Origin of the sequence: Catalinimonas alkaloidigena, from assembly GCF_029504655.1 — a bacterium.
GTDB lineage: Bacteria > Bacteroidota > Bacteroidia > Cytophagales > Cyclobacteriaceae > Catalinimonas > Catalinimonas alkaloidigena.
The window spans coordinates 1,212,471-1,233,147 of record NZ_JAQFIL010000001.1 but is presented as its reverse complement, the minus strand read 5'-3'; the positions used below and the strand labels follow the sequence as shown (position 1 = coordinate 1,233,147).

Genomic DNA, 20,677 nt, shown 5'->3' with positions numbered 1-20,677 from the left:
TATGAAAAGATGGTGGCAGGGTATCGGTGCTATTGTTATGCTATTTTTCATCAGCACTTTTTTCTGGGCATATTCTAATGTTAGAGACAGACACCCTAACTATCAGTTAAACCTGGAGGTAAATTCAGAAAATAGTGCGCCTACATTTAAAATTGGTTTTGCTGCACTGCCTATCAGCCCGGAAGTAACAGATACATGGGTTGATGTCAATAATGACGCCCGCTATAAGCTTAGCGACGGTGATACCTATTCCGACAATAATAATAACGGAAAATTTGATGCTGTCTGGATGGCCGGTTTCCACCAGAACCGCCCTGCACAAGGCATACATGATGAGCTGTGGGCACGTACGATGGTCATTGATGATGGCAGCTCGGTCATTTCTATTACAGCCCTGGATGCTATCGGATTTGGGCATGATGATGTTTTGGATGTCAGAGCACGGGTTACTGAGGAGGCAGAAATCACTTTTCCCATTATTAGCAGTACACATACACATGAAGCTCCCGACTTACAGGGAATCTGGGGACCTGGTATATTCAAAAGCGGAGTAGACACCGCTTATATGGAATTTGTTAAACAGCAGGCCGCTAAGTCCATTGTACAGGCATATAAGCAGCGGGAGGAAGCCATATTAAAAATAGGAAGAGATAGATCTTCAGCCATTCCTTTTGTTACAGATTCCCGCAAGCCCGAAGTGTTAGATCCTGGGATCAGAGTAATTCAGGCTATCGCCATTGATTCATCTGTAACCTTGGGTACTTTGGTGAGTTGGGGCAATCATCCGGAAACACTATGGAGTAAAAATTTAATGATTAGTTCAGACTTCCCTCACTACCTCAGACAAGGTGTTGAAGAAGGTATTTATGTGAATGACAGCTTAATTGCTCCTGGCCTGGGGGGAGTCTGCGTATATATAAACGGAGCCATAGGTGGCCTCATGACTACCGATCCTGACTGGCCAATACAAGACCCATGGCTGGATACTACTTTTTTGGCGCCATCTTTTGCCAAAGCGGCAACACAGGGAAAGCAACTGGCTCAGATTGTACTCAGGACCTTAAGCGATTCAGCAGAAATAATCAGTGCAGCACAAGCCCCCATTCAGATTGAAGCCAGCTCATTTAATATTCCCCTGGATAATACCAACTTCCGGCTAGCTTCCATCATCGGACTTCTGGACCGGGGCTATAGCGGTTGGATGAAGATTCGTACCGAGGTAGCAGCCCTACGACTAGGTCCGGTGAGCATCATTTGTGTACCGGGAGAGATCTATCCCGAAATAGTAAATGGCGGCATTGAAAGCCCCGAAGGACAGGATTTTGAGATTGCTCCTATTGAAACTCCTCCATTGCGCTCACTCATGCCGGGGAAGTACAAATTTGTCATTGGGTTAGCCAATGACCAGATTGGTTACATCATACCGAAAAGTGAATGGGATGCGGAACCTCCTTATCTCTATGACGCTGAGAAATCACCCTACGGAGAGGTTAACTCAGTGGGTCCTGAAACCGCACCTTTGGTGTATCAAGAACTGAAATCACTCTTAAACAAGTTGAATCAAGAAAAAACCAGCCATGTTTACTGATAAAATTGTAGAGGACGAATTTTCAAAAATATCTGTTTATTTCCCGGAGTTGAGTGAAAAGCAAATGAACCAGTTTGCCCAATTATTTGACCTCTACCAGGACTGGAACGCTAAAATAAATGTTATTTCACGTAAAGATATTGCTCATATCTATCTTCATCATGTACTTCATTCATTAGCTATAGCCAAAGTAAGCCCTTTCAAACCGGGTACTGATATACTTGATATTGGTACGGGTGGCGGATTTCCCGGAATACCTCTGGCGATTATGTTTCCCAAAACGCAATTCTACCTGGTAGATTCTATCGGCAAAAAAATTAAAGTAGTACAGGCCGTAGCAGATGCAATGGAACTTAAAAACGTACGTTCTGACCACCTGAGGGCAGAAAAAGTTAAAGGCAAGTATGATTTTGTTATCACTCGTGCCGTCGCTCCTCTTAAAACCCTTTATCATTGGTCAAGACAAAAGGTCAAAACCAAATCTCAGCATGATTTATACAATGGATTGATCTGTCTGAAAGGAGGAAATTTGGATGATGAAGTGAAGGAGGTACAGTTGAATTACGCACTATACCCAATATCTGATTATTTCAAAGAAGATTATTTTAAAGAAAAATTTGTGCTTTATGTGCCTTTGTAAATTCTTCTGGCCCATCTTTCATCACTTTTCAAAGATGCCATATTTTGTAATAATCTGACTCCCCTCAGGGGCGGCAACACAAAAAAAACCGTTGAGATTTTCAACGGTTTGAAAGAAATCAGGTTTTTTGTTTCTTCTTTTTCGCTGCCGGAAACAGAATATTGTTAAGGATCAACCTATAGCCCGGCGAGTTGGGGTAAAGATTTAAGTCCGTCGGAGCCTCACCTACCCTGTGCTGATAATCTTCAGGATCATGGCCACCATAAAATGTCCAGAAGCCTTTTCCGTAGACACCATGTATGTATTTGGCCTCGCCGGCGGCTTTATTCTCACCTAGTACCACCACATCAGGACGTATCAGCGCTTTATTAAAAGCAGTGGTTTGGCCCATAAATCCTTGCACTATGCGTTCATGGTTTTGGGTAAGCATGGTAGGGATGGGGTCCCATTTGGCTGAAAACTCAAAAAGATTGAAATAGTCATTGTCCTGACTCAATCCACGGGAGCGAGGGTCAACATCAATGTTTGAGTATTCATATTCATAAGGATTCCGCACTAATTTAAAATCCTGAAATGCAAAGGTGTTACTGTAGTCAAGCTTTTCCTGCGCATTGGGATCTGCTCGGTCACCATCGTACATAGACTCTACGATATCTACTCCATCAGCAGCTAAGGCAATATCGTAAGTATCTGTGGCTGAACACATAGCAAACATAAAACCTCCGCCAGAGACAAACTCTCTGATTTTCTTTACCACAGCCAGCTTGAGGTGTGAGACCTTCTCCAATCCATGTTCACGCGCAGTTTCCTCATATTTTCTTTGTCGCTCAATATACCAGGGAGTGTTGCGGTAAATGCGATAAAATTTACCGTACTGTCCGGTAAAATCTTCATGGTGCAGATGCAGCCAGTCATATTCGGGCAGCTTATCGTACATCACTTCATCATCAAATATCACATCATAAGGAATTTCAGCATACGTAAGCGCCAGGGTTACAGCATCATCCCAGGGTTGTTTGCTTTTAGGAGAATAGACCGCAATTTTGGGATGCTTTTCCAGCTTCATCAGATCTTTGTTTGAAGATGGGCTGGCAATCGTACTGATGATTTGATTGTACTGAGCATCGGAGATCACCTCATAACTTACCCCACGAATCACACACTCATTTTCCAGTTTCTGAGAATACTCAACGGCAAAACTTCCGCCTCTGTAATTCAACAGCCAATCCACCGTTCCCTCATTTTGCAAAACCCAGTAGGAGATGCCATAGGCTTTCAGGTGGTTAGCTTGTGCCTGATCCATTGGCATTAATAAATGCGAAGCCCTCACATTAAATGAAAGAAAACTAAATACACAAAAGAAAATAAATAACCTTAGCTTCATCATATGAATCCCTGTTTATAATAAAATGCCCGTATAAGTATTTTATTGCGAAAGAAAGCAGTTATCAACTTAAGACTGGCTATTATTGAAACTACTAAAATATTTTGAGCATTTTAAATTAACTACTCGTACCTTCCGTTATTTGTTTAACTCATGTAGGTTATTGAATGAATATACTGAATAATATAGAAGAAAGTCTTAAGTCTATCCGGGAGAATCTACTGCGCACCACGCTTACAGCTTTGATTATCGCAATAGGGATTACTGCATTGGTAGGTATACTTACCGCCATAGACGGAATTCAGGCTTCAGTAGATGATAGTTTTGCCGGTCTAGGCGTAAATACTTTTTCTATTGATGAGAGAAGTGGAAGCGGAAGGCGGCAGCAGGGAAGAACAGAGAAAAGTTACCCACCCATCAGGTTTAGCGATGTAAGAGAGTTCAAGAAACGTTATGATTATCCCGCTAAGATTTCGGTGAATACCCAAGTAACCGGAAATGCTGAAGTAAAACGTAGTTCTGAGAAAACGAACCCCAACATCCGTTTATATGGTACTGACGAAAGTTATATCATTACGGAAGGATATAACATTGAGTGGGGACGTAACTTTAGCAGTTTTGATCTTGAAAAGGGGTTGAATGTAGCCATCATTGGTTATGAAACCTATGAAGCCTTATTTGATGATAATGAAGATCCTATAGACAAGGAGATTTCTCTTTATGGCAACATATTTAAAGTAATCGGGCTCATGGAAAAGATGGGCTCAGTAGGTGGAGGGGGTAATGCTGACCGTAAGATTTTGATCCCTCTCGCCAAAGGAAGACAGCTAGGCTCAAACCGTGAGCTTGACTACAGGATAGATGTACTTGTAAGTAACACAGGAACACTTGAAGCGGCAATGGGCGAGGCCACCAGCCTTATGCGTGCTGTTCGCCAGGATCCGATAGGCGCAGAATTATCCTTTGAAATACAGGAAAAAAAGTCCCTGAGTGATCAACTGGGTGAAATTACCGGCTATCTGAGAATCGGCGGTTTTGCCATTGGCCTGATCACACTCCTGGGTGCATCCGTAGCCTTGATGAATATTATGATGGTATCTGTAACTGAGCGTACCCGTGAAATTGGCATCCGAAAAGCACTGGGAGCTTCACCAAAAAGAATAAGGCAGCAATTTTTGATTGAAGCGATTGTCATATGTCAGATCGGAGGCATAGCTGGTGTACTTATGGGCATGGGCATGGGCAACGTAGTAGCTACCTTTATGGATGTAGAACGCTTTCTGGTTCCCTGGGTATGGATTTTATCCTCTCTTTTCATTTGTATCGGGGTTGGCTTATTTTCAGGCTACTACCCTGCCTTCAAAGCTTCCCGCCTGGACCCGATTGAGTCATTGCGATATGAATGAGCCATCGTTCTTACTGCTTTAGATTTAATACAACAGCCGTACTTAACGTAGCCTAGTCAGGCTTTCTAAGAAATACATATACCTGTCCTTTGTAGCTTTCGGTATTGTAGTAAAGTGTGTAGTAGTATACACCAGCCGGTACTCCTTCAGCATGCCACTCAAAGTTGATATCATCCGAAGAAAACACTTTTTTACCCCAACGATTAAAAATGTCTATTCTCTGAAAAATATTGGAACAATTACCAGAAGGGAGATCACAATTTCCGTCAGGATCATTACAAAGTCGTAAAAAGAAGAAGTCACCCTGCTGATCACCATTGGGAGTAATCGCATTTCTTGGCTCATAAGCTTCCAGGTTCAGTGGTTCATCCACGATACGCAATACTATGCTAACGGTATCCTCTTTATTGTTAAAGCACTTACTGTCTATAGCGACAAAAAAGAGCTCCAAATAAGAGTCGCGGTTATCAGCCGCTACGGTTTCACAGCGAGGTGCCCAATTAAAAATAGAACCTACTGATCCTCTTCCTCTTACCGGAAAAAAGTTGAAATTAATAATCTCGGTATCTACTTCATTTCCATTAAATACTGCACCTGCCAGCCTGAGGGTTACGATGTCATTATCGGCATCGGTGCTGATCACATCAAAACTGACCAGCCTGTTCACCTGTGCAATTATGGTATCACCGTTAGAAAAATTTCTCACATATAGTTCGGGGGCTTCATTGAGAGGAGGCAATACGTTTACAATTAATTTCAAACTGTCCACAGAAGGTGCTCCGCAAGAACTATTATCCCGGGCAAGAAATGTAATTTCAAACCTGCTTCTTTCCGCAAGATCAATCACATTACAAGAAAGTCGCCAGCTAAATGGGCTTTCTATACTCTTGATCCCCTGATTTCCCGGAAAATAGATGTTATAGTCATTTAGTTCAAATCCATCACCTTCGGCACTTAGTACGATAAAATCATTGTCAATATCTTCGGCAAGAACCTTAAAGGAGAGCGTTTCGTCAATACGTATACTGATTTCTGTTTCCTCCAGTCCTGAGGTAGTAAGTATGGGGCGCTCATTATCAGGTGGGTTAACTGTAAAACGAAACCGTAATATGTCAGGTTCACCAAACGGACAATCACTATTATCGCTCAAAATTACATCTACCTCAAACTCATTGCCCTCACTAAAGTCCACCTGCTCACAGCTGGGCGTCCATTCAAATACTTTCTGCACTTCACCGGGAATAAGTAGTCGTTCTTGCAGCCTCATGCCCAGATCAGCAACGTCAAAGCCATCCCCTACCGCTTCCAGTTGCAGCAGATCCCCATCTTCATCCAGCCCCCGAATTGGGTAGCTAAAAGATTCACCTTCTTCAAGACTTACCTCCACTACATTAGGGTTACCCACGATAAACGGATCGTTATCTTCAGCTCCGTCTATGACTACGTCAATGCGCAATGTGTCCGAGAGGGGCTGGCTACAGGCATCATCATAGGCGATTAGGTTGATCTGCATAGGTCTTTCGGTATAGGGACACTGGGGAAGACAAAGCTCAAACCTCAAAGTATCGTCAGGGCCTTCCATTAATTGCAAAGAAGGGTTAATGAGCGAAGCTATGTCATCATCAAAATTGATTCCTTCGGCACTTACCCGAATTACTTCAGAAGGATCCTGGTCTGTTACTAAAATTTCCAGGCAGCGGTTTCCATTTTTAGAAAGACTTAACAGTTCACCCTCATTGTAAAAAACACCCTCATGCCGTGCAAATATTTCAGGTGCTTCGCCGGGATTACAGTCTACTACCAAAAGCTGGTAATCACGCCTCACCTCTCCTATTTTATTACCATTCCTAAACTCTTCTACTTTGATTCCAAACACAAAAACTCCCAATTCGCTGGGAATAACTCTGAGCTTACCTTCATTGTCAATGCGCAAAGGTGGTGCTCCGGGGATCATGTTATTGACCTCAATTCCATCCGTAAAATTTACAGGATAATGCGGTGCAGGCGTTGGTGTAGGCACTGCTTCAAAGCGAGAACTGTTGAGCGGTGCTTCCAGGCTGTAAACCAGGGAGTCACCATCAGGATCAGTAGCACTGAAATCGTATACAAAACTTTCATTGATACAGGCATAATCGCTGATGGGCGCTGATAGCTCAGGAGAAGAGTTGAGGAATGACTGGTTGTTAAAAGAAACCGGAGGAAACTCCATGTAAAAGGTTTGTCCGGTAGTTTCAGGCGATACCACATTGCTGACAATATTATTACGGCAGCATCGCTCAAAAACAGCATAATATCCTTCCGGGTCATTAAACTGAGCCGGAGGTAGGTTCAGCTCCGCACTGTAAATGATTTGTCGGAAAAGAATACTCTCATCTGTACAAGAAGGGTTAGTGTAGGGCACAAATGCGGATGAAACCTGATACACATTCAAAATCCTCATATTCACATCATCACTTTTTCGGAAGATATGAATCTGAGCGAAGTCATCCTCTGCCTCAGGATCGCCATTTACTTCATCAAAGTATTGAATCAGCCGAAGCTCATAACGTGTTCCTTCAATATGAATTAGTCTGAACTCACCCCCAACAATATGAGTAGCCATACTGATACATGGAAGAATGATTAACAAGAATGTGAGAAGCTTCTTCATATGGATGTAAACCTTGCTATCTACTCAAAGACAAGCTGTTTCATAGCATTGGTTGTAGGCTAATCTCTAAATTTAACAATATTATCCTAAATCCATACATCTAAAATTCAAATATGATACCTTTGCGCGCTATGGGAAAAAGGAAAAACTTGAAGCTGAAAAATATCACGGTAGAACGTATGGCTGCTGAAGGGAAATGTGTAGCCCATCATGATGACATGGTGATTTTTGTAAAGGATGTAGCTCCCGGAGATGTGGTAGATCTTAAAGTTACTAAGAAGAAAAAATCATTTATGGAAGCGCGTCCCGTACACTTTCATCAACTTTCTTCACTCCGTACTGAGCCCTTTTGTAGTCACTTTGGAATCTGCGGGGGCTGCAAATGGCAGCATATTCCCTATGAATTACAATTAGAATACAAACAACAGCAGGTTATTGATCACTTTGAGCGTATCGGCAAGATTCAGATTGGCGAAATACTGCCGATTCTTCCCTCCGAAGAAACCACCTACTATCGCAATAAACTTGAATACACTTTTTCCGTTAACCGCTGGCTGACCAAAGAGGAGATCAGTACTGGTGAGGACTTTGACCGTAGGGCACTTGGCTTTCATATTCCTCAGAGTTTTGAGAAAATACTACCCATTGAGCATTGTTATCTCCAACCTGAACCTTCAAACCAGATCAGACTGGCCCTGGATGATTTTGCCAAAAGGCATGATATTGCATTTTACGATCATGTAAAACACGAAGGGATGCTGCGGAACCTGATTATACGAACCAGCAATACCCAGGAGGTGATGGTAATTGTGCAGTTTGGCGGTGATGCATCAGCAAAAAAGGAAACAGTAGAGCAGGTGATGAGCTTCCTGAAAGAAAGGTTTCCTGAAATTAGCGCTCTGCAATACATTATTAATCCCAAGAAAAACGATACTTACTATGACCTTCCGGTAACTTTATACGACGGAAAGCCCTATATCACCGAAAAAATGGAAGACCTGACCTTTAGGATCAGCCCTAAAGCATTTTATCAGACCAATGCCGGACAGGCTTATCATTTATACCAGCTTGCACGTAACTTTGCGGATATTCAAAGGCATGAGACAGTCTATGACCTGTACACTGGTACTGGTACCATCGCTAACTTTGTAGCCAGATCTGCCAAGCAGGTGATTGGCATTGAATATATTGAGGAAGCAATTGAGGACGCGAAAATTAATGCTGAGCTTAATCAGCTTGATAACACTCAATTTTTTGCCGGAGACATTAAAGATATGCTCAATGATAACTTTCTCAATGAACACGAAAAGCCAGATGTGGTCATAACCGACCCACCCAGAAGTGGCATGCATCCTGATGTGATTCAAAAGCTACTTTCGCTTGACGCTTCTCGTATTGTATACGTAAGCTGTAACCCAGCTACCCAAGCTAGGGACATTGCATTACTTGGTGAAAAATATGTGGTAGAAAAGCTCCAGCCAGTTGATATGTTTCCTCACACTCATCATGTAGAGAATGTGGCTTTACTGTCCTTGCGATAGAGCCCTTTATTGTTTAAATGGATACATTTTTTGAGCAAATAACTTACATCTTGCTTTCAAAGTAAAAATCTCAGTCTAAGAAAACATAAACAGAGTTCATTTATCCTATAAAAATATTATTTGTAGCAAGTCGGTTTTGTGTAATGATTTCAGTTAAAGTTAATACAAATGGTGGGCTTTTTTGATGTAGTCAATCCATAACTATTTAAAATCAAAATGAAACTTTATAAATATTAGTATTAAAATAATACAATAAAAATTCGCTATAACCACAATATTTATCCAGCCATATTCCTCGGTTCAGAAGCCTGAAATTTTACTGTTGTAGAGAGCTATTTGTTGATCTTGAATTCACTTTATCAATCTGTTTTTTCTGCAGCAATGTTTCTTATTCCATAAAATCAAAGTCACTACGTATAGTTTATTATTTCTGAAATTGTTTCCATTTTGTTACTTGTTATCAACTGGCAGATTTTTGCCTGATTTCTTGGTCAAACTGATTTTACATATTTTCACTTTCTGTAAGAAAATCCATCAAGAATAAGCTTTTTACAATCGTATGAATTACTTGTACCAGGAATCAAACGAACCACAAAAACGTCAAGAGCAGCAGTTGTCATTTCATACACTTAACAATTCTTCTAATAATTACTCTTTTTTTCATGCAATAGCAGAATATAGTCTGAATGTTCAGCAATTTCTTCCAGACATGATTTACTCTCAGGATAAGGGAAATCTGGATGAAAAGACTTTTTTCTTTTCTAAACATGCGCTAAGAGATGTAATTAAAGACAAACCCTATCCCTATTATGTGTGTGACTTAAGTTTAGTCAAAAACTTATCTCTTGCAACAGCCCAGTTGATCAGCAGGCGTACTGATGAGTTATTTTCTGAGCATGGCTTTATTTTCTATGTGGTTCCAAAAAGTCAGGTGAGCGAAGTACAGGCTGCCCTTGTACACAACGAAAGCATTACGATCGCTTCTACTTCTGAAGAAGCTTACAAAATGTGTATGAAGTACAAGTATAAACAGCATGTGAGTGATTATCAGAACCTGGAACATCTTGATAAACATGACCTGATCAACATCGTCCAGGCCCAGAAGCTTCAGCAGGATGCCATCATTTCATTAATGATGTCTTCGTCTGAGCATACACAAGAAGCCATCAGTCAGATTCGTGAAAAAATTGATGTAAAAGAGAAAGAAGATAATAATCCTTCTTCACTGAATGATATCAAAGCGCTACTTAATAACTTTGAAAATGATGTGCTCAATCAGCTGCAGGAAAAAGAGGAAGCACTTAACCGTAAAACGGCCAATTTATATGCAGTAATCGAAAGTACGGATATGTGTGTAGGCTTGCTGGATGAAGAAGGTAATCTGGTAGACTGCAATCAACGTTTTACTTCTTTCTTTGAAAACTTCTTTGGCCAACAGCTTGAAGCAGGTCAAAAACTGATGACTTTGGAAGGTATGTCTACTTTCCAGCAGCAATGGCAGCAATACTTCAATGAAGCAATCAAGGGTGAGCAGTGTCAGTTTTCTGAAATTCTAAGTACAAATGGTAAAAGCGCAATACTTAACATTAAACTTTTTCCAATCTTCAGAGAACAAAAAGTAAGAGGGATTTCCTGCTTCATTCAGGATCTTACAAAAAAACAACAAGAGGAAGCACTCTTTCGACTTCTGAATTCTGCTATAGTTCACACCAATGATGCGATTTTGATCACTGAAGTAAAATCATTAGACTTTATCCATGGTCATATCATTTATGTCAACCGATCTTTTACCTCTCTTACCGGATATGAGGAAGATGAGGTGATTGGTAATAGTCATAACCTCTTATATGGCTCGCTTACGTCTACTGATGCTTTAGATACCATTAATCAGGCTGTACAGAATGGTGAACCGGTCCGTACCGAAATCATTAACTATAAAAAAGACGCAAGTTATTACTGGGTTGACTTCTCAATTGTACCCCTCAAAAACGATCAGGGTGAGGTAACACATTGGATCTCAATCCATCGGGACATTAGTGCCAGAAAAAAAGCCGAAGAAAAGGTAAGACATCAGGAGCGTTTTCTTGAGTCTATCAATAAGAATATCAAGGAAGCCATTTTGCGTACTGATGCATTGAAACACCTTCAATATACCAATCAGTCATTCCGGGATCTTTTTGGCTATAGGGATGAAAACATCAGCCTGGAAGAATTATTCGCGAATAAAGAAGCTGCCACAAAATTTGAAGAAGCCTTAAACAAAGGGATGGTCAATAACAGGTCATTCCAATTTAAACGTAAAGATGGAACAACCTTTTGGGGACTTACCAGCTTCATCATCAACGAAGATCAGGGTATCAAATACTATGATGGGGCCATTCGGGATATCACTGAGCGCAAAGAATCTGAAAAGATTTTGCAGGAAAAAAATACTGCGCTTCAAAAAACGAATGAAGAGCTTGACCGCTTTGTATACAGTGCCTCACATGACCTGAGGGCTCCACTTGCGTCAAGTTTAGGCCTCATCAATATATCAAGGTTCACACAAAATGAAAGTGAGCGCATGAGCTATCTGGATATGATGGAGCAAAGCTTAAATAAAATGGATAAAATCATTCAGGATATTACTGACTATTCCAGAAACGCCCGCCTGGAAATAGAGTGTGAAGAGATCCATTTTGAAAGCCTGATCACTGACGTGCTGCAACGCTTAAAGTACCTGGAACATATTGATGATGTTAATATTCACACCTTTATCGGGGGAGAAAGTAAATTCTATACTGACAAAATTCGCCTGTACGTCATACTGATAAATCTGATTTCTAACGCTATAAAATATCATAAATACGAGGAAACTAACCCCTATATCAACATAAAAGTAATGATCAAACCCGATGAGGCACATATTTTGGTGGAAGATAATGGTATAGGAATAGAAGAGAAGCACCTGGATAAAATATTTGGCATGTTTTTTCAGGCAGCCCGCGAATCTTCAGGTTCAGGTTTAGGTTTATTTATAGTTAAAGAAACGATCAACAAACTGGACGGTAGTATAAGTGTACAATCCAAACTCAAAGAAGGGAGTTGCTTTGAGGTGATTTTGCCCAACGAAATACATGGTGTTGATCTTTAGATTGTAGAAAGCATACGATGGAGAAAATTAAGCAAGTATTTGTCATTGATGATGACCCTATAAACAACATTATTTTTCAGAAATTATCGGAATTTGTAGATTTTGCAGAGGAAATCATACCATTTCTTAGTGCGGTGGATAGCCTTGACTACTTACAAAAGCTGGAAGAAGAGCAAGCCCCTCCCCCTAACATAATCTTTCTGGATATCAGAATGCCCATTGTCAATGGATGGGAGTTCCTGGAAAGATTAAGTAAGCTCAATAAAAATCATTATTTTGAGGGTACCGCCATTTATATGCTGACTTCTTCCTCTGAGCAGTCAGATATTAACAAAGCAAAAAACTACCATCTGGTTACTGATTATATTGTCAAGCCTCTGCTTACAGAAGATCTTGAGGCTATCAAAGAAAAAATGCAGGCTGAAACAGCTTAGCGTTTACTGCTAACGGCTTATCATATTGTCCCTTACGGTAGGCATGCTGCCGCTATATATCCAGTTTCATTTGCTTCTCGTTACTGCCAAATGTACTTGCAGAGGGTATATTTACAACAAAGCTCGTTCCCTGACCCAGCTCAGAAACTACGTGGATTGAACCTTGCATTTTGTCAAGTGTCTCCTTGACGATGTAGAGTCCTAGGCCTGTACCCGTCTGTCCTTCAGAAGCACGAAAAAACATATCAAAAATCTTTTCAATATGACTTTCTCCAATGCCCTGGCCATTGTCTTTCACGTGAATAGTAGCTTTTACCGGACTAACCTTTACCTTAACTTCTATAAAGCAATCTCTTCTATGAGTGCTGCTGTATTTGTAAGCATTGCTCACTAAGTTGTTTAATACTACTTTGAGGCGGTGTGCGTCTGTGAGAAAGGGATAATCCTGCTCAACCTGTATCACAGGTCTTATTTTGGCAGCATTTTCCAAATGAGCCATACTCTCGAAGATCTCTTCCACCAGGGGTTGAAATTCTATATGATCATGCTTCAAATCTTGATTAGCATTACGAGAATAGTCAACGATCTCTTTAATAAATTCATTAAGACGGTGCACACTCTTTTCCATCATCTGAATATACAGCTCTCTTTGACTGAAATCCTGCTCTCTCTTCAAAATATTAATCAAGCCAGAAATAGATGCGAGAGGTGCTTTCAGATCGTGTGTGGCACCATATACAAAATGATCTAAGCTCTTATTAGAATTTTTCAGTTCTTCAATCCTCTTGTTGAGTTTTCGCTCCAGTAGTTTCTGATCTTCCAGGCTTACGATTGTAATGTCAAAGCAAACCTGCCCTTCATCGGTAATGGTTGTAGATGCGCTTAATACGGCCCAGAACGGAGGGTGATCCGGTCGTTCTATTAATAGTGATTGATTGTCGACAAAGCGCTCCTCATTTAACAGTTGCACTAAAGTAAGCTTTCTTGAATGCTGCCCTTTATAAACCGTAACTTCATTATGCAAACTCTTTGATCCTGCTGGTAAGAATAATAAAGTTCGTGCATGAGGGTTGGCGTATTGTAATTCTCCTTCTTGGCTACACCTGAGAATTCCTGTCTTTACATTATTTCCGATTACAACTTCCTGAGTGCTTGTTTGTAAAGGTGTAGAAGGAGCTTCCTTACTAATTTCGGACGGCTCTGTGGCCTCCACCACATTGAAAACCTTTAGTTTATTGCCTTCTTCATCTACAGTATTAGCAGTAAACGAATAAACATTTTTGCGAGTACCATTTTTACTGATAATCTGACGCAGTCCAGACTTCTGATGCCCTTCAATATAATTCTGGTAGTATAAACTAGCACGAGCACGATAACTCTCAGGTTGCAAGATAGAGTAAGATTTGTTGATCAGCTCTTCTCTTTCGTATTCATAAATAGCACAGAAAAATTCATTGACATCAATAATCTTGTTACGGTCATCTACTACACACATACCAAGATTAGCAGCACCAATGAGCGTATCCAGCAACCTTTCGGTTCGTATCATGAGGTTAGATTGTATTTTAATGATATAGAGATTTAAGGAGCTTACGAATTTATAGATATATGTCGGATAAAAAAGTCGTTTTTGGTCAGCGCAATGCTCTACCAGGCAGGTAGGAATTCTATGCTTAGCTACAAAAGCTAGAAAATCAGACACTTGACTAATTTCACTTCATTAAATCTGTAAAGTGATGAGCATAAAAAAATTTCTTAAAAAAAAGAAAGAGCAAATACCCAATTGGCACCTGCTCTTAACGTTATGAAAATATTGGGAATAAATTTATTTCTTTGGCTTTTTATACAATGGAACTGTACTACAAGGCTCACCATACATGATACTGCTTACATAAGGGCGAAGCATGCGTGTGATCTCAACATAAGCATAAGTAGGCACCGGCAAGTTTCCACAGCCCTTTACTACAACTTTTGCGTCTTTGAATTTTTCAATATCTACTTTTTCCAATGCTTTAGTAAAAAGTGCCACTTCTAAAGTTTCTAAACTTCCATAGGTTACCATGGCCGCATATGGCTCCAGCTTAATAGTAAGAAGCATATAAGCCCAGGTAGGTACGATAGCATCTACCGAGCAGTTAAGTGCTACATACTTCCCTTCATATTGAGACCAGTCGTGTTCTTTGACAAAAGCCCTAAAGTCTTTTTCCCTCAGGATAGCTTCCTGAAAAAGATTATCTTTGATGTCATACACTATTCTTTCACCCTTTGGATAGTAGTCTTCCAGATTAAATGTTACCAGAGGACTTTGGGCGACTTTATTGATAATTTCTCCTTCCTGCTGTCTCATAATTTTTCTTCAATGCTTTACAATTTAGGCAACGCAACTATTTCTTTTTAGGTTTAGTCGTGCGAAATTCTTTGAGATAAAAAGGTTCAAAGTAGGCAACATCCTCAAAGCTTTTTGCATCAAATTTTTGCCATGCCAGTTCTCCGACCTCTTTGGCTGAAGGCTGTATGTGTTCTATGAAAATAGCATGTTCTGAACGATTTTCTAAGAAGGAGCGGCACTTATCGCTTCCATCACCAAAAAACCAAACTTCCCTGTCGTTTAAGTACTTATCAAAACTATTTTCTTCTACTACTAAAGGGGCTGTAGCATGCACTTCTTCACCTGCTGAGTCTCTTATCTGATAATACACTTCCATTCTTCGCGCATCCAGCATAGGGCAGAGCAAAGCATTTTTCTTGTTATATTTTTGAACACTTAGAGCCATCGCTTCCAATGTGTTAATAGCAATTAGAGGTATCTCCAGCGCAAAGCACAAGCCTTTAGCAGTAGATGTACCTATCCGCAAGCCTGTATATGAACCGGGCCCCATAGAAAGTGCTACCGCACTTAACTGTTTTCTATCTACCTCACAATATTCCATAAGATCAGCAATAAGTGGGTGCAAAATGGAGGAGTGTGATTTTTCCAGATGAAAATCCTGCAAGGCTAAAAGTTGTCTGTCACGATGCAGTGCAACTGAGCATGTTTTGGTAGCGGTTTCCAGGCTCAGAATATAGCTCATAGTTAATTTTTTTGCTTACTTGCGTGAGATACGATGGTATTATAGTTCTTAGTGTTGTATGTGATTCAAGGCTATATGATTTTCATAGACGTAATCATTTTTCCTTAAGTGAGGTTTTACATGAAACAGCATTTATATGTTTCAAAATCTTTGATATCATTATCCCTAAAACTATAGAACCATAACTCTAAGAACTATTAAATCACAATGATAGAAGATATTTACGAGAAATTTTTGGAATGTGTCCAAGTTTCTACAGATACCCGCAATATCATACAAGGCAGCTTGTTTATAGCACTAAAAGGGGAAAAGTTTAATGCAAATCAATTTGCTGCCGATGCACTGGAGAAAGGCGCCCGCTATGCCCTGATTGATGAGGCAGAATACCAGCAGGATGAACGGTTTATTCTAGTTCAGGATACGCTGCAGACCTTGCAGAAATTAGCCCGTCATCACCGCCGTCAATTTGATATACCCGTACTAGGAATTAATGGTACTAATGGTAAAACAACGACCAAAGAACTTGTAAACCGGGTATTAAGTGTGAAATACAAAACGCTGGCTACGCAAGGTAACCTCAACAATCATATTGGTGTACCTCTGACCTTACTTCAGCTCCGAAAAGAGCATGAGATAGCAATTATTGAACTGGGAGCAAATAGCGTTGGTGAAATTGCCATGTTATGTGAAATCGCCGAACCTTCGCATGGTTTGACTACCAACATCGGGAAAGCTCACATGGAAGGTTTCGGGGGCTTTGAAGGTGCTATTCGCGGTGAAAGTGAGCAGTACCACTATCTTATCCAAACAAGGGGCACTGTCTTTATTAATTCGGAAAACCCCATTCTCAGTAATATGGCAAAGCGCTTTGAAGCGCCACTGTTTTATCCCGCAGAAGGTGATTATTTTCATTGCAAGCTGATCAGTGCTGACCCATTTATCATATATAAGCATGAAAACGGCCAAGTAACTGAGACTAAGCTGATTGGTGCTTATAACTTTGAAAATATTGCTGCGGCGCTTTGTATAGGTAAATATTTTGAAATACCAGCTGAAGCTGCTAATCAGACAGTAAGCCAGTACCAACCTTCTAACAAACGTTCTCAGCTGATTGAGAAAGGTAGCAATACCATCATCATGGACGCATACAATGCTAATCCCGATTCTATGCAGGCTGCAATTATTAATCTGAATAAGATGAAGGTAGGGCATAAAGTAGCCATACTGGGAGATATGTTTGAACTGGGAAAAGACAGCCCTGCTGAGCATGTTGCTATTGGCACACTACTCACCCAGTGTAACATCAATGACGTGCTGCTTTGTGGTAGCATGATGGAAGACGCAAAAAAAACATATCCAGAGGCTCACTTTTTTCCAAATAAAGAGCAACTCAAAACCTATTTGCAGACTCAAAATTATGAGCATGCAACCATATTGCTGAAAGCCTCAAGGGGCATTGCTTTAGAGACCATACTAGACGATCTATGAATTCGCAACTTGTACTCAGCTTTCTGGATGAACTGGCCCAGAATAATAATAAAGATTGGATGGATGCCCACCGCTCGTGGTATGAAGAGGCTAAAGAAGAATTTAAAGTTCTGGTAACCCAGCTGCTGAGCGAACTCTCTGTTATAGATGAAGGGCTCGTGGGACTGGCACCTAAGCACTGTATCTTCAGAATCAACAGAGATATACGTTTTTCCAAAGACAAAGCACCATACAAAAATAATTTTGGCGCTTATATGTCGGAGGGGGGTAAAAAATCACCCAATGCTGGCTATTATCTCCATATACAACCTCATGGAGAATCTTTTATTGGAGGAGGTATGTACCATCCCAGTTCAGAGGTAATATCCAAAGTGAGGCAGGAGATTGATTATAATGCATCAGAGTTAAAAAAGATCGTTTCTAAAGCTGACTTTCAGGAATATTATGGCACAATACAAGGAGACAAACTGAAGAAGGCTCCCAAAGGCTACGAAACAGATCATCCAAATATTGAATTGCTCAAACTAAAAGACTATGTAGTAATCCATAAGCTGAGTGATGATGAGATCAAAAGCGAAAATTTTAAAGATGATGCTATTCGGATGTTCAAAACGATTGAGCCTTTCATACGCTACCTTAATGTAGCAATAAGCTAAAAAAACCCTTTCCATGGAGGAAAGGGTCACAATTATAGATTTACTTTTCCTTACTTGGCTGCTGAGTAGCGCTTGCTTACTTCATCCCAGTTTACCACATTCCAGAAGGCTGAAATATATTCGGGACGTTTGTTTTGATAATTTAAATAGTAAGCGTGTTCCCACACATCTAAGCCCAGGATAGGTGTTCCTTTCACTTCGGCAATCTCCATAGCAGGATTGTCCTGGTTAGGCGTTGAGGTAATTTTAAGTGAACCGCCAGGCTCAACAATCAACCAGGCCCAACCTGAACCGAAACGGGTAGCGGCAGCATTATTAAATTCTTCTTTGAAACTGTCAAATGAGCCGTAAGCCTTGTCAATAGCCTCAGCTAATTCACCACTGGGCTTTCCACCTCCATCAGGAGATAAGACTGTCCAGAAAAGAGAGTGATTATAATGTCCTCCCCCATTATTACGTACAGCGGTGGACAAACTTCCTATGCTCTTCATCAGGTCATCCAAAGACATATCAGCCTGGGGAGTCCCTTCAATTGCTTTGTTAAGTTTAGTCACATAACCGCCATGGTGTTTATCATGGTGGATTTCCATAGTTTTGGCATCGATATGAGGCTCAAGTGCGTCAGAAGAGTAAGGTAAGTCAGGTAATTGGAATGCCATTGGTTTGTTTATTTAAGGTTTAAAAAAATATTAAAAAAATCATCATTGAAATGATCTTTGTCTCTACAATTTATATAAACGACTATTCAAAATCATTATTTTTTTACAAAACTTAGTGCGTACTTTTGTCGGCCTAAACGAATAAGCTTGTTTTTTTAAATAGGATTGAGGTGTCAGATAGAATTGATAAAATTATCCGAGCAGCCTGGGTAGGCATAGTTGGGAATGCATTACTCGCGCTGATCAAAATGGTAGTTGGCTTCACAGCGAACAGTCAGGCGGTAATAGGAGATGGTATAGATACTCTTTCAGATGTAGCTACTTATGTGATTATCCTCTTTACGGCGCGAATCAGTCAAAAACCTCCCTCTGTGAAATATCCTTACGGATACCAGCGTGCTGAAACTATTGCCAGCAAATTCCTTTCATTCTTTATATTTTTTGCCGGCGCACAACTGTTTTATGTAAATGTAAAAGACCTGATCAGCGGTGTTCAGCGTGATTTACCTGATATGCTTGCAGTATACGCTACTGTATTTTCTATGCTCGTAAAATTTTTGATGGCCAGTTGGCAGTTCAAGGTCGGAAAAAAGACCAATAGCAGTATGTTGATCGCTAATGCCAAAAATATGCGAGCAGATATTATACTTTCGCTTTCTGTACTGATTGGCATTGCAGTTACGCTCCTGCTGAAAATGCCTATCATAGACACAGTTATAGCAATCGGCGTAAGTCTGTGGATTTTACGTATTGGTTTCAAAATATTCATGGAATCAAATACTGAGCTAATGGACGGTGTGGACGACACCTCTGCATATGAAAAGGTGTTTGAGGCAGCAGATGCTGTAAAAGGGGCTCATAACCCACATCGGGCTCGCATCCGTAAAATGTCAAATCTTTACCTTATTGACCTGGACATTGAGGTAGATGCACGTTTGAGCGTGGCAGAATCACATAAAATCAGTATCGCCGTAGAGCAGGAGATCAAAGAACGACTGGAAAATGTGTACGACATCATGATACACATTGAGCCCAAAGGAAATTATGAGGTAGACGAAAAATTTGGCCTAAGCCGTAGGAATTTGTAATTGGATCAACACTTTTTGTCAATCTTACTGAACAATTCAGGACTCCAGCTCAATACCCAATGATTCCAAACTCAGCAAATCATCATGGAGAGCGATTTGAGCAATGCTATTGAATTGATAAACCCACTGTTGTAATACGTTTAAGACTTTATCTCTTTGTACTATCGCTTCCTGTGCCTTCTGTTGGATTTTTCGCTCCATAATTTTAGCATCTTTGAGGGCTTCTATCATTGCACGACTTTGCAAAAGCTCTGAATCATCCAGATCATATACACTAAAATCTTTTACAATAAAACCCACTTTTTTATAAAAAACACTCGCCTGATTAAGCCATCCTTCAGCAACATCCGCGGTATTTTCGTTAAAATGTAATGCCTCTTTCAAACCTGGGGAATCTTTTAAAGCCTGATAAATGAGCTTTTGATGACGCATGTAGGTATCAAATGCGAACTTTTGATCTCTTTTGATCATTTCAAAAAACTTGCTTTTCCTGCCATATTCTCTCTGGAAATGCTCCTGTAGTTTGATTAATTCTTCTAGTAGATCACGACCGGTTACTAATTGATCCAGGTCATAATTATACGATTCTAATTTATTTTGAATTTCAGGCTTGTTTAAGGCACTCTCTATCATTGTACTTACTTTTCCCAAAAAAGCTTCCACATCGTAAACTATCATATATTAAATTTTTTCCTGCTAAAATACAATATATTTGCGATGGTAAACGTGCTGAATTTTGTGGGTTAGTACTTTTGAAAGAATTTAAACCAACTCCCTCTAAATTGGCCTCAAACCCGTTATTGAATGCCTATTCAACCTGGCTTTATGCTCAAAGTATCAAAAATGAATATACCAGGCCAATAAATTGCCGGTAAATAATTCAGAATGTTACATCTGAATACGCAAATAAAAAGGGCTAGAAAGTTTCTCCAGCCCTTA

The 20,677-nt window shown here is 40.2% G+C and carries 16 protein-coding genes; 9 read left to right on the top strand and 7 right to left on the bottom strand.

The window, feature by feature from the left end:
* Position 1: 1 nt before the first annotated feature.
* Together OKW21_RS05180 and rsmG are read left to right on the top strand one after the other, a co-directional pair.
* The gene (locus OKW21_RS05180; protein WP_277477943.1) at positions 2-1,588 is read left to right on the top strand and encodes a hypothetical protein; all 1,587 of its coding nucleotides are present in this window, start codon (positions 2-4) and stop codon (positions 1,586-1,588) included.
* Positions 1,578-2,228 carry a 16S rRNA (guanine(527)-N(7))-methyltransferase RsmG gene (rsmG, locus tag OKW21_RS05175; protein ID WP_277477940.1) on the top strand — a complete coding sequence of 217 codons (651 nt, stop codon included), beginning with the start codon at positions 1,578-1,580 and terminating at the stop codon, positions 2,226-2,228. The genes OKW21_RS05180 and rsmG overlap by 11 nt, the downstream gene beginning before the upstream one ends.
* Positions 2,229-2,346: 118 nt before the next feature.
* Here the strand turns inward: rsmG and OKW21_RS05170 are convergent, their stop codons facing one another.
* A complete protein-coding gene (locus tag OKW21_RS05170) occupies positions 2,347-3,615 on the bottom strand; it encodes an asparagine synthetase B (protein WP_420870097.1) in 1,269 nt (422 codons plus the stop codon).
* 164 nt (positions 3,616-3,779) lie between these two features.
* On the opposite strand from OKW21_RS05170, the gene OKW21_RS05165 reads away from it, so the two are divergent.
* Positions 3,780-5,018, top strand: coding sequence for an ABC transporter permease (locus OKW21_RS05165; protein ID WP_277477938.1), 1,239 nt, complete (start codon positions 3,780-3,782; stop codon positions 5,016-5,018).
* 52 nt (positions 5,019-5,070) lie between these two features.
* Here OKW21_RS05165 and OKW21_RS05160 read toward each other — a convergent pair whose 3' ends face one another.
* Positions 5,071-7,668, bottom strand: coding sequence for a T9SS type B sorting domain-containing protein (locus OKW21_RS05160; RefSeq protein WP_277477936.1), 2,598 nt, complete (start codon positions 7,666-7,668; stop codon positions 5,071-5,073).
* Between the two features lie 131 nt (positions 7,669-7,799).
* Here OKW21_RS05160 and rlmD point away from each other — a divergent pair, with 131 nt between their 5' ends.
* The 3 genes from rlmD (at position 7,800) to OKW21_RS05145 (ending at position 12,776) form a co-directional block, all read left to right on the top strand.
* Positions 7,800-9,209 carry a 23S rRNA (uracil(1939)-C(5))-methyltransferase RlmD gene (rlmD, locus tag OKW21_RS05155; protein ID WP_277477934.1) on the top strand — a complete coding sequence of 470 codons (1,410 nt, stop codon included), beginning with the start codon at positions 7,800-7,802 and terminating at the stop codon, positions 9,207-9,209.
* Between the two features lie 559 nt (positions 9,210-9,768).
* The gene (locus tag OKW21_RS05150) at positions 9,769-12,342 is read left to right on the top strand and encodes a PAS domain-containing sensor histidine kinase (RefSeq protein WP_277477932.1); all 2,574 of its coding nucleotides are present in this window, start codon (positions 9,769-9,771) and stop codon (positions 12,340-12,342) included.
* A gap of 17 nt (positions 12,343-12,359) precedes the next feature.
* Entirely contained in the window at positions 12,360-12,776 is a 417-nt protein-coding gene (locus OKW21_RS05145; RefSeq protein ID WP_277477931.1) for a response regulator, read from the top strand.
* 52 nt (positions 12,777-12,828) lie between these two features.
* Here OKW21_RS05145 and OKW21_RS05140 read toward each other — a convergent pair whose 3' ends face one another.
* The 3 genes from OKW21_RS05140 to tsaB all read right to left on the bottom strand — a co-directional run bounded on the left by OKW21_RS05140 (position 12,829) and on the right by tsaB (position 15,847).
* A complete protein-coding gene (locus OKW21_RS05140) occupies positions 12,829-14,325 on the bottom strand; it encodes a PAS domain-containing sensor histidine kinase (RefSeq protein WP_277477929.1) in 1,497 nt (498 codons plus the stop codon).
* A 276-nt stretch (positions 14,326-14,601) separates the two neighbouring features.
* A complete protein-coding gene (locus tag OKW21_RS05135; RefSeq protein WP_277477927.1) occupies positions 14,602-15,123 on the bottom strand; it encodes a DUF2480 family protein in 522 nt (173 codons plus the stop codon).
* A 37-nt stretch (positions 15,124-15,160) separates the two neighbouring features.
* Positions 15,161-15,847, bottom strand: a complete 687-nt coding sequence (gene tsaB, locus OKW21_RS05130; RefSeq protein WP_277477925.1) for a tRNA (adenosine(37)-N6)-threonylcarbamoyltransferase complex dimerization subunit type 1 TsaB — start codon at positions 15,845-15,847, stop codon at positions 15,161-15,163.
* A 207-nt stretch (positions 15,848-16,054) separates the two neighbouring features.
* Between tsaB and OKW21_RS05125 the strand changes: the two genes are divergently transcribed.
* Both OKW21_RS05125 and OKW21_RS05120 read left to right on the top strand, forming a co-directional pair.
* Positions 16,055-17,335 (top strand): UDP-N-acetylmuramoyl-tripeptide--D-alanyl-D-alanine ligase, encoded by a 1,281-nt coding sequence (locus OKW21_RS05125; protein WP_277477923.1) that lies wholly within the window; start codon positions 16,055-16,057, stop codon positions 17,333-17,335.
* On the top strand, positions 17,332-17,991 hold the full coding sequence (locus OKW21_RS05120) for a DUF2461 domain-containing protein (protein ID WP_277477921.1): 660 nt from the start codon (positions 17,332-17,334) through the stop codon (positions 17,989-17,991). The genes OKW21_RS05125 and OKW21_RS05120 overlap by 4 nt, the downstream gene beginning before the upstream one ends.
* Positions 17,992-18,041: 50 nt before the next feature.
* Here OKW21_RS05120 and OKW21_RS05115 read toward each other — a convergent pair whose 3' ends face one another.
* Positions 18,042-18,650, bottom strand: coding sequence for a superoxide dismutase (locus tag OKW21_RS05115; protein ID WP_277477919.1), 609 nt, complete (start codon positions 18,648-18,650; stop codon positions 18,042-18,044).
* A gap of 170 nt (positions 18,651-18,820) precedes the next feature.
* On the opposite strand from OKW21_RS05115, the gene OKW21_RS05110 reads away from it, so the two are divergent.
* A complete protein-coding gene (locus OKW21_RS05110; RefSeq protein WP_277477917.1) occupies positions 18,821-19,738 on the top strand; it encodes a cation diffusion facilitator family transporter in 918 nt (305 codons plus the stop codon).
* Between the two features lie 36 nt (positions 19,739-19,774).
* Here OKW21_RS05110 and OKW21_RS05105 read toward each other — a convergent pair whose 3' ends face one another.
* The gene (locus tag OKW21_RS05105) at positions 19,775-20,416 is read right to left on the bottom strand and encodes a PQLLE family protein (protein WP_277477914.1); all 642 of its coding nucleotides are present in this window, start codon (positions 20,414-20,416) and stop codon (positions 19,775-19,777) included.
* Positions 20,417-20,677: the final 261 nt, after the last annotated feature.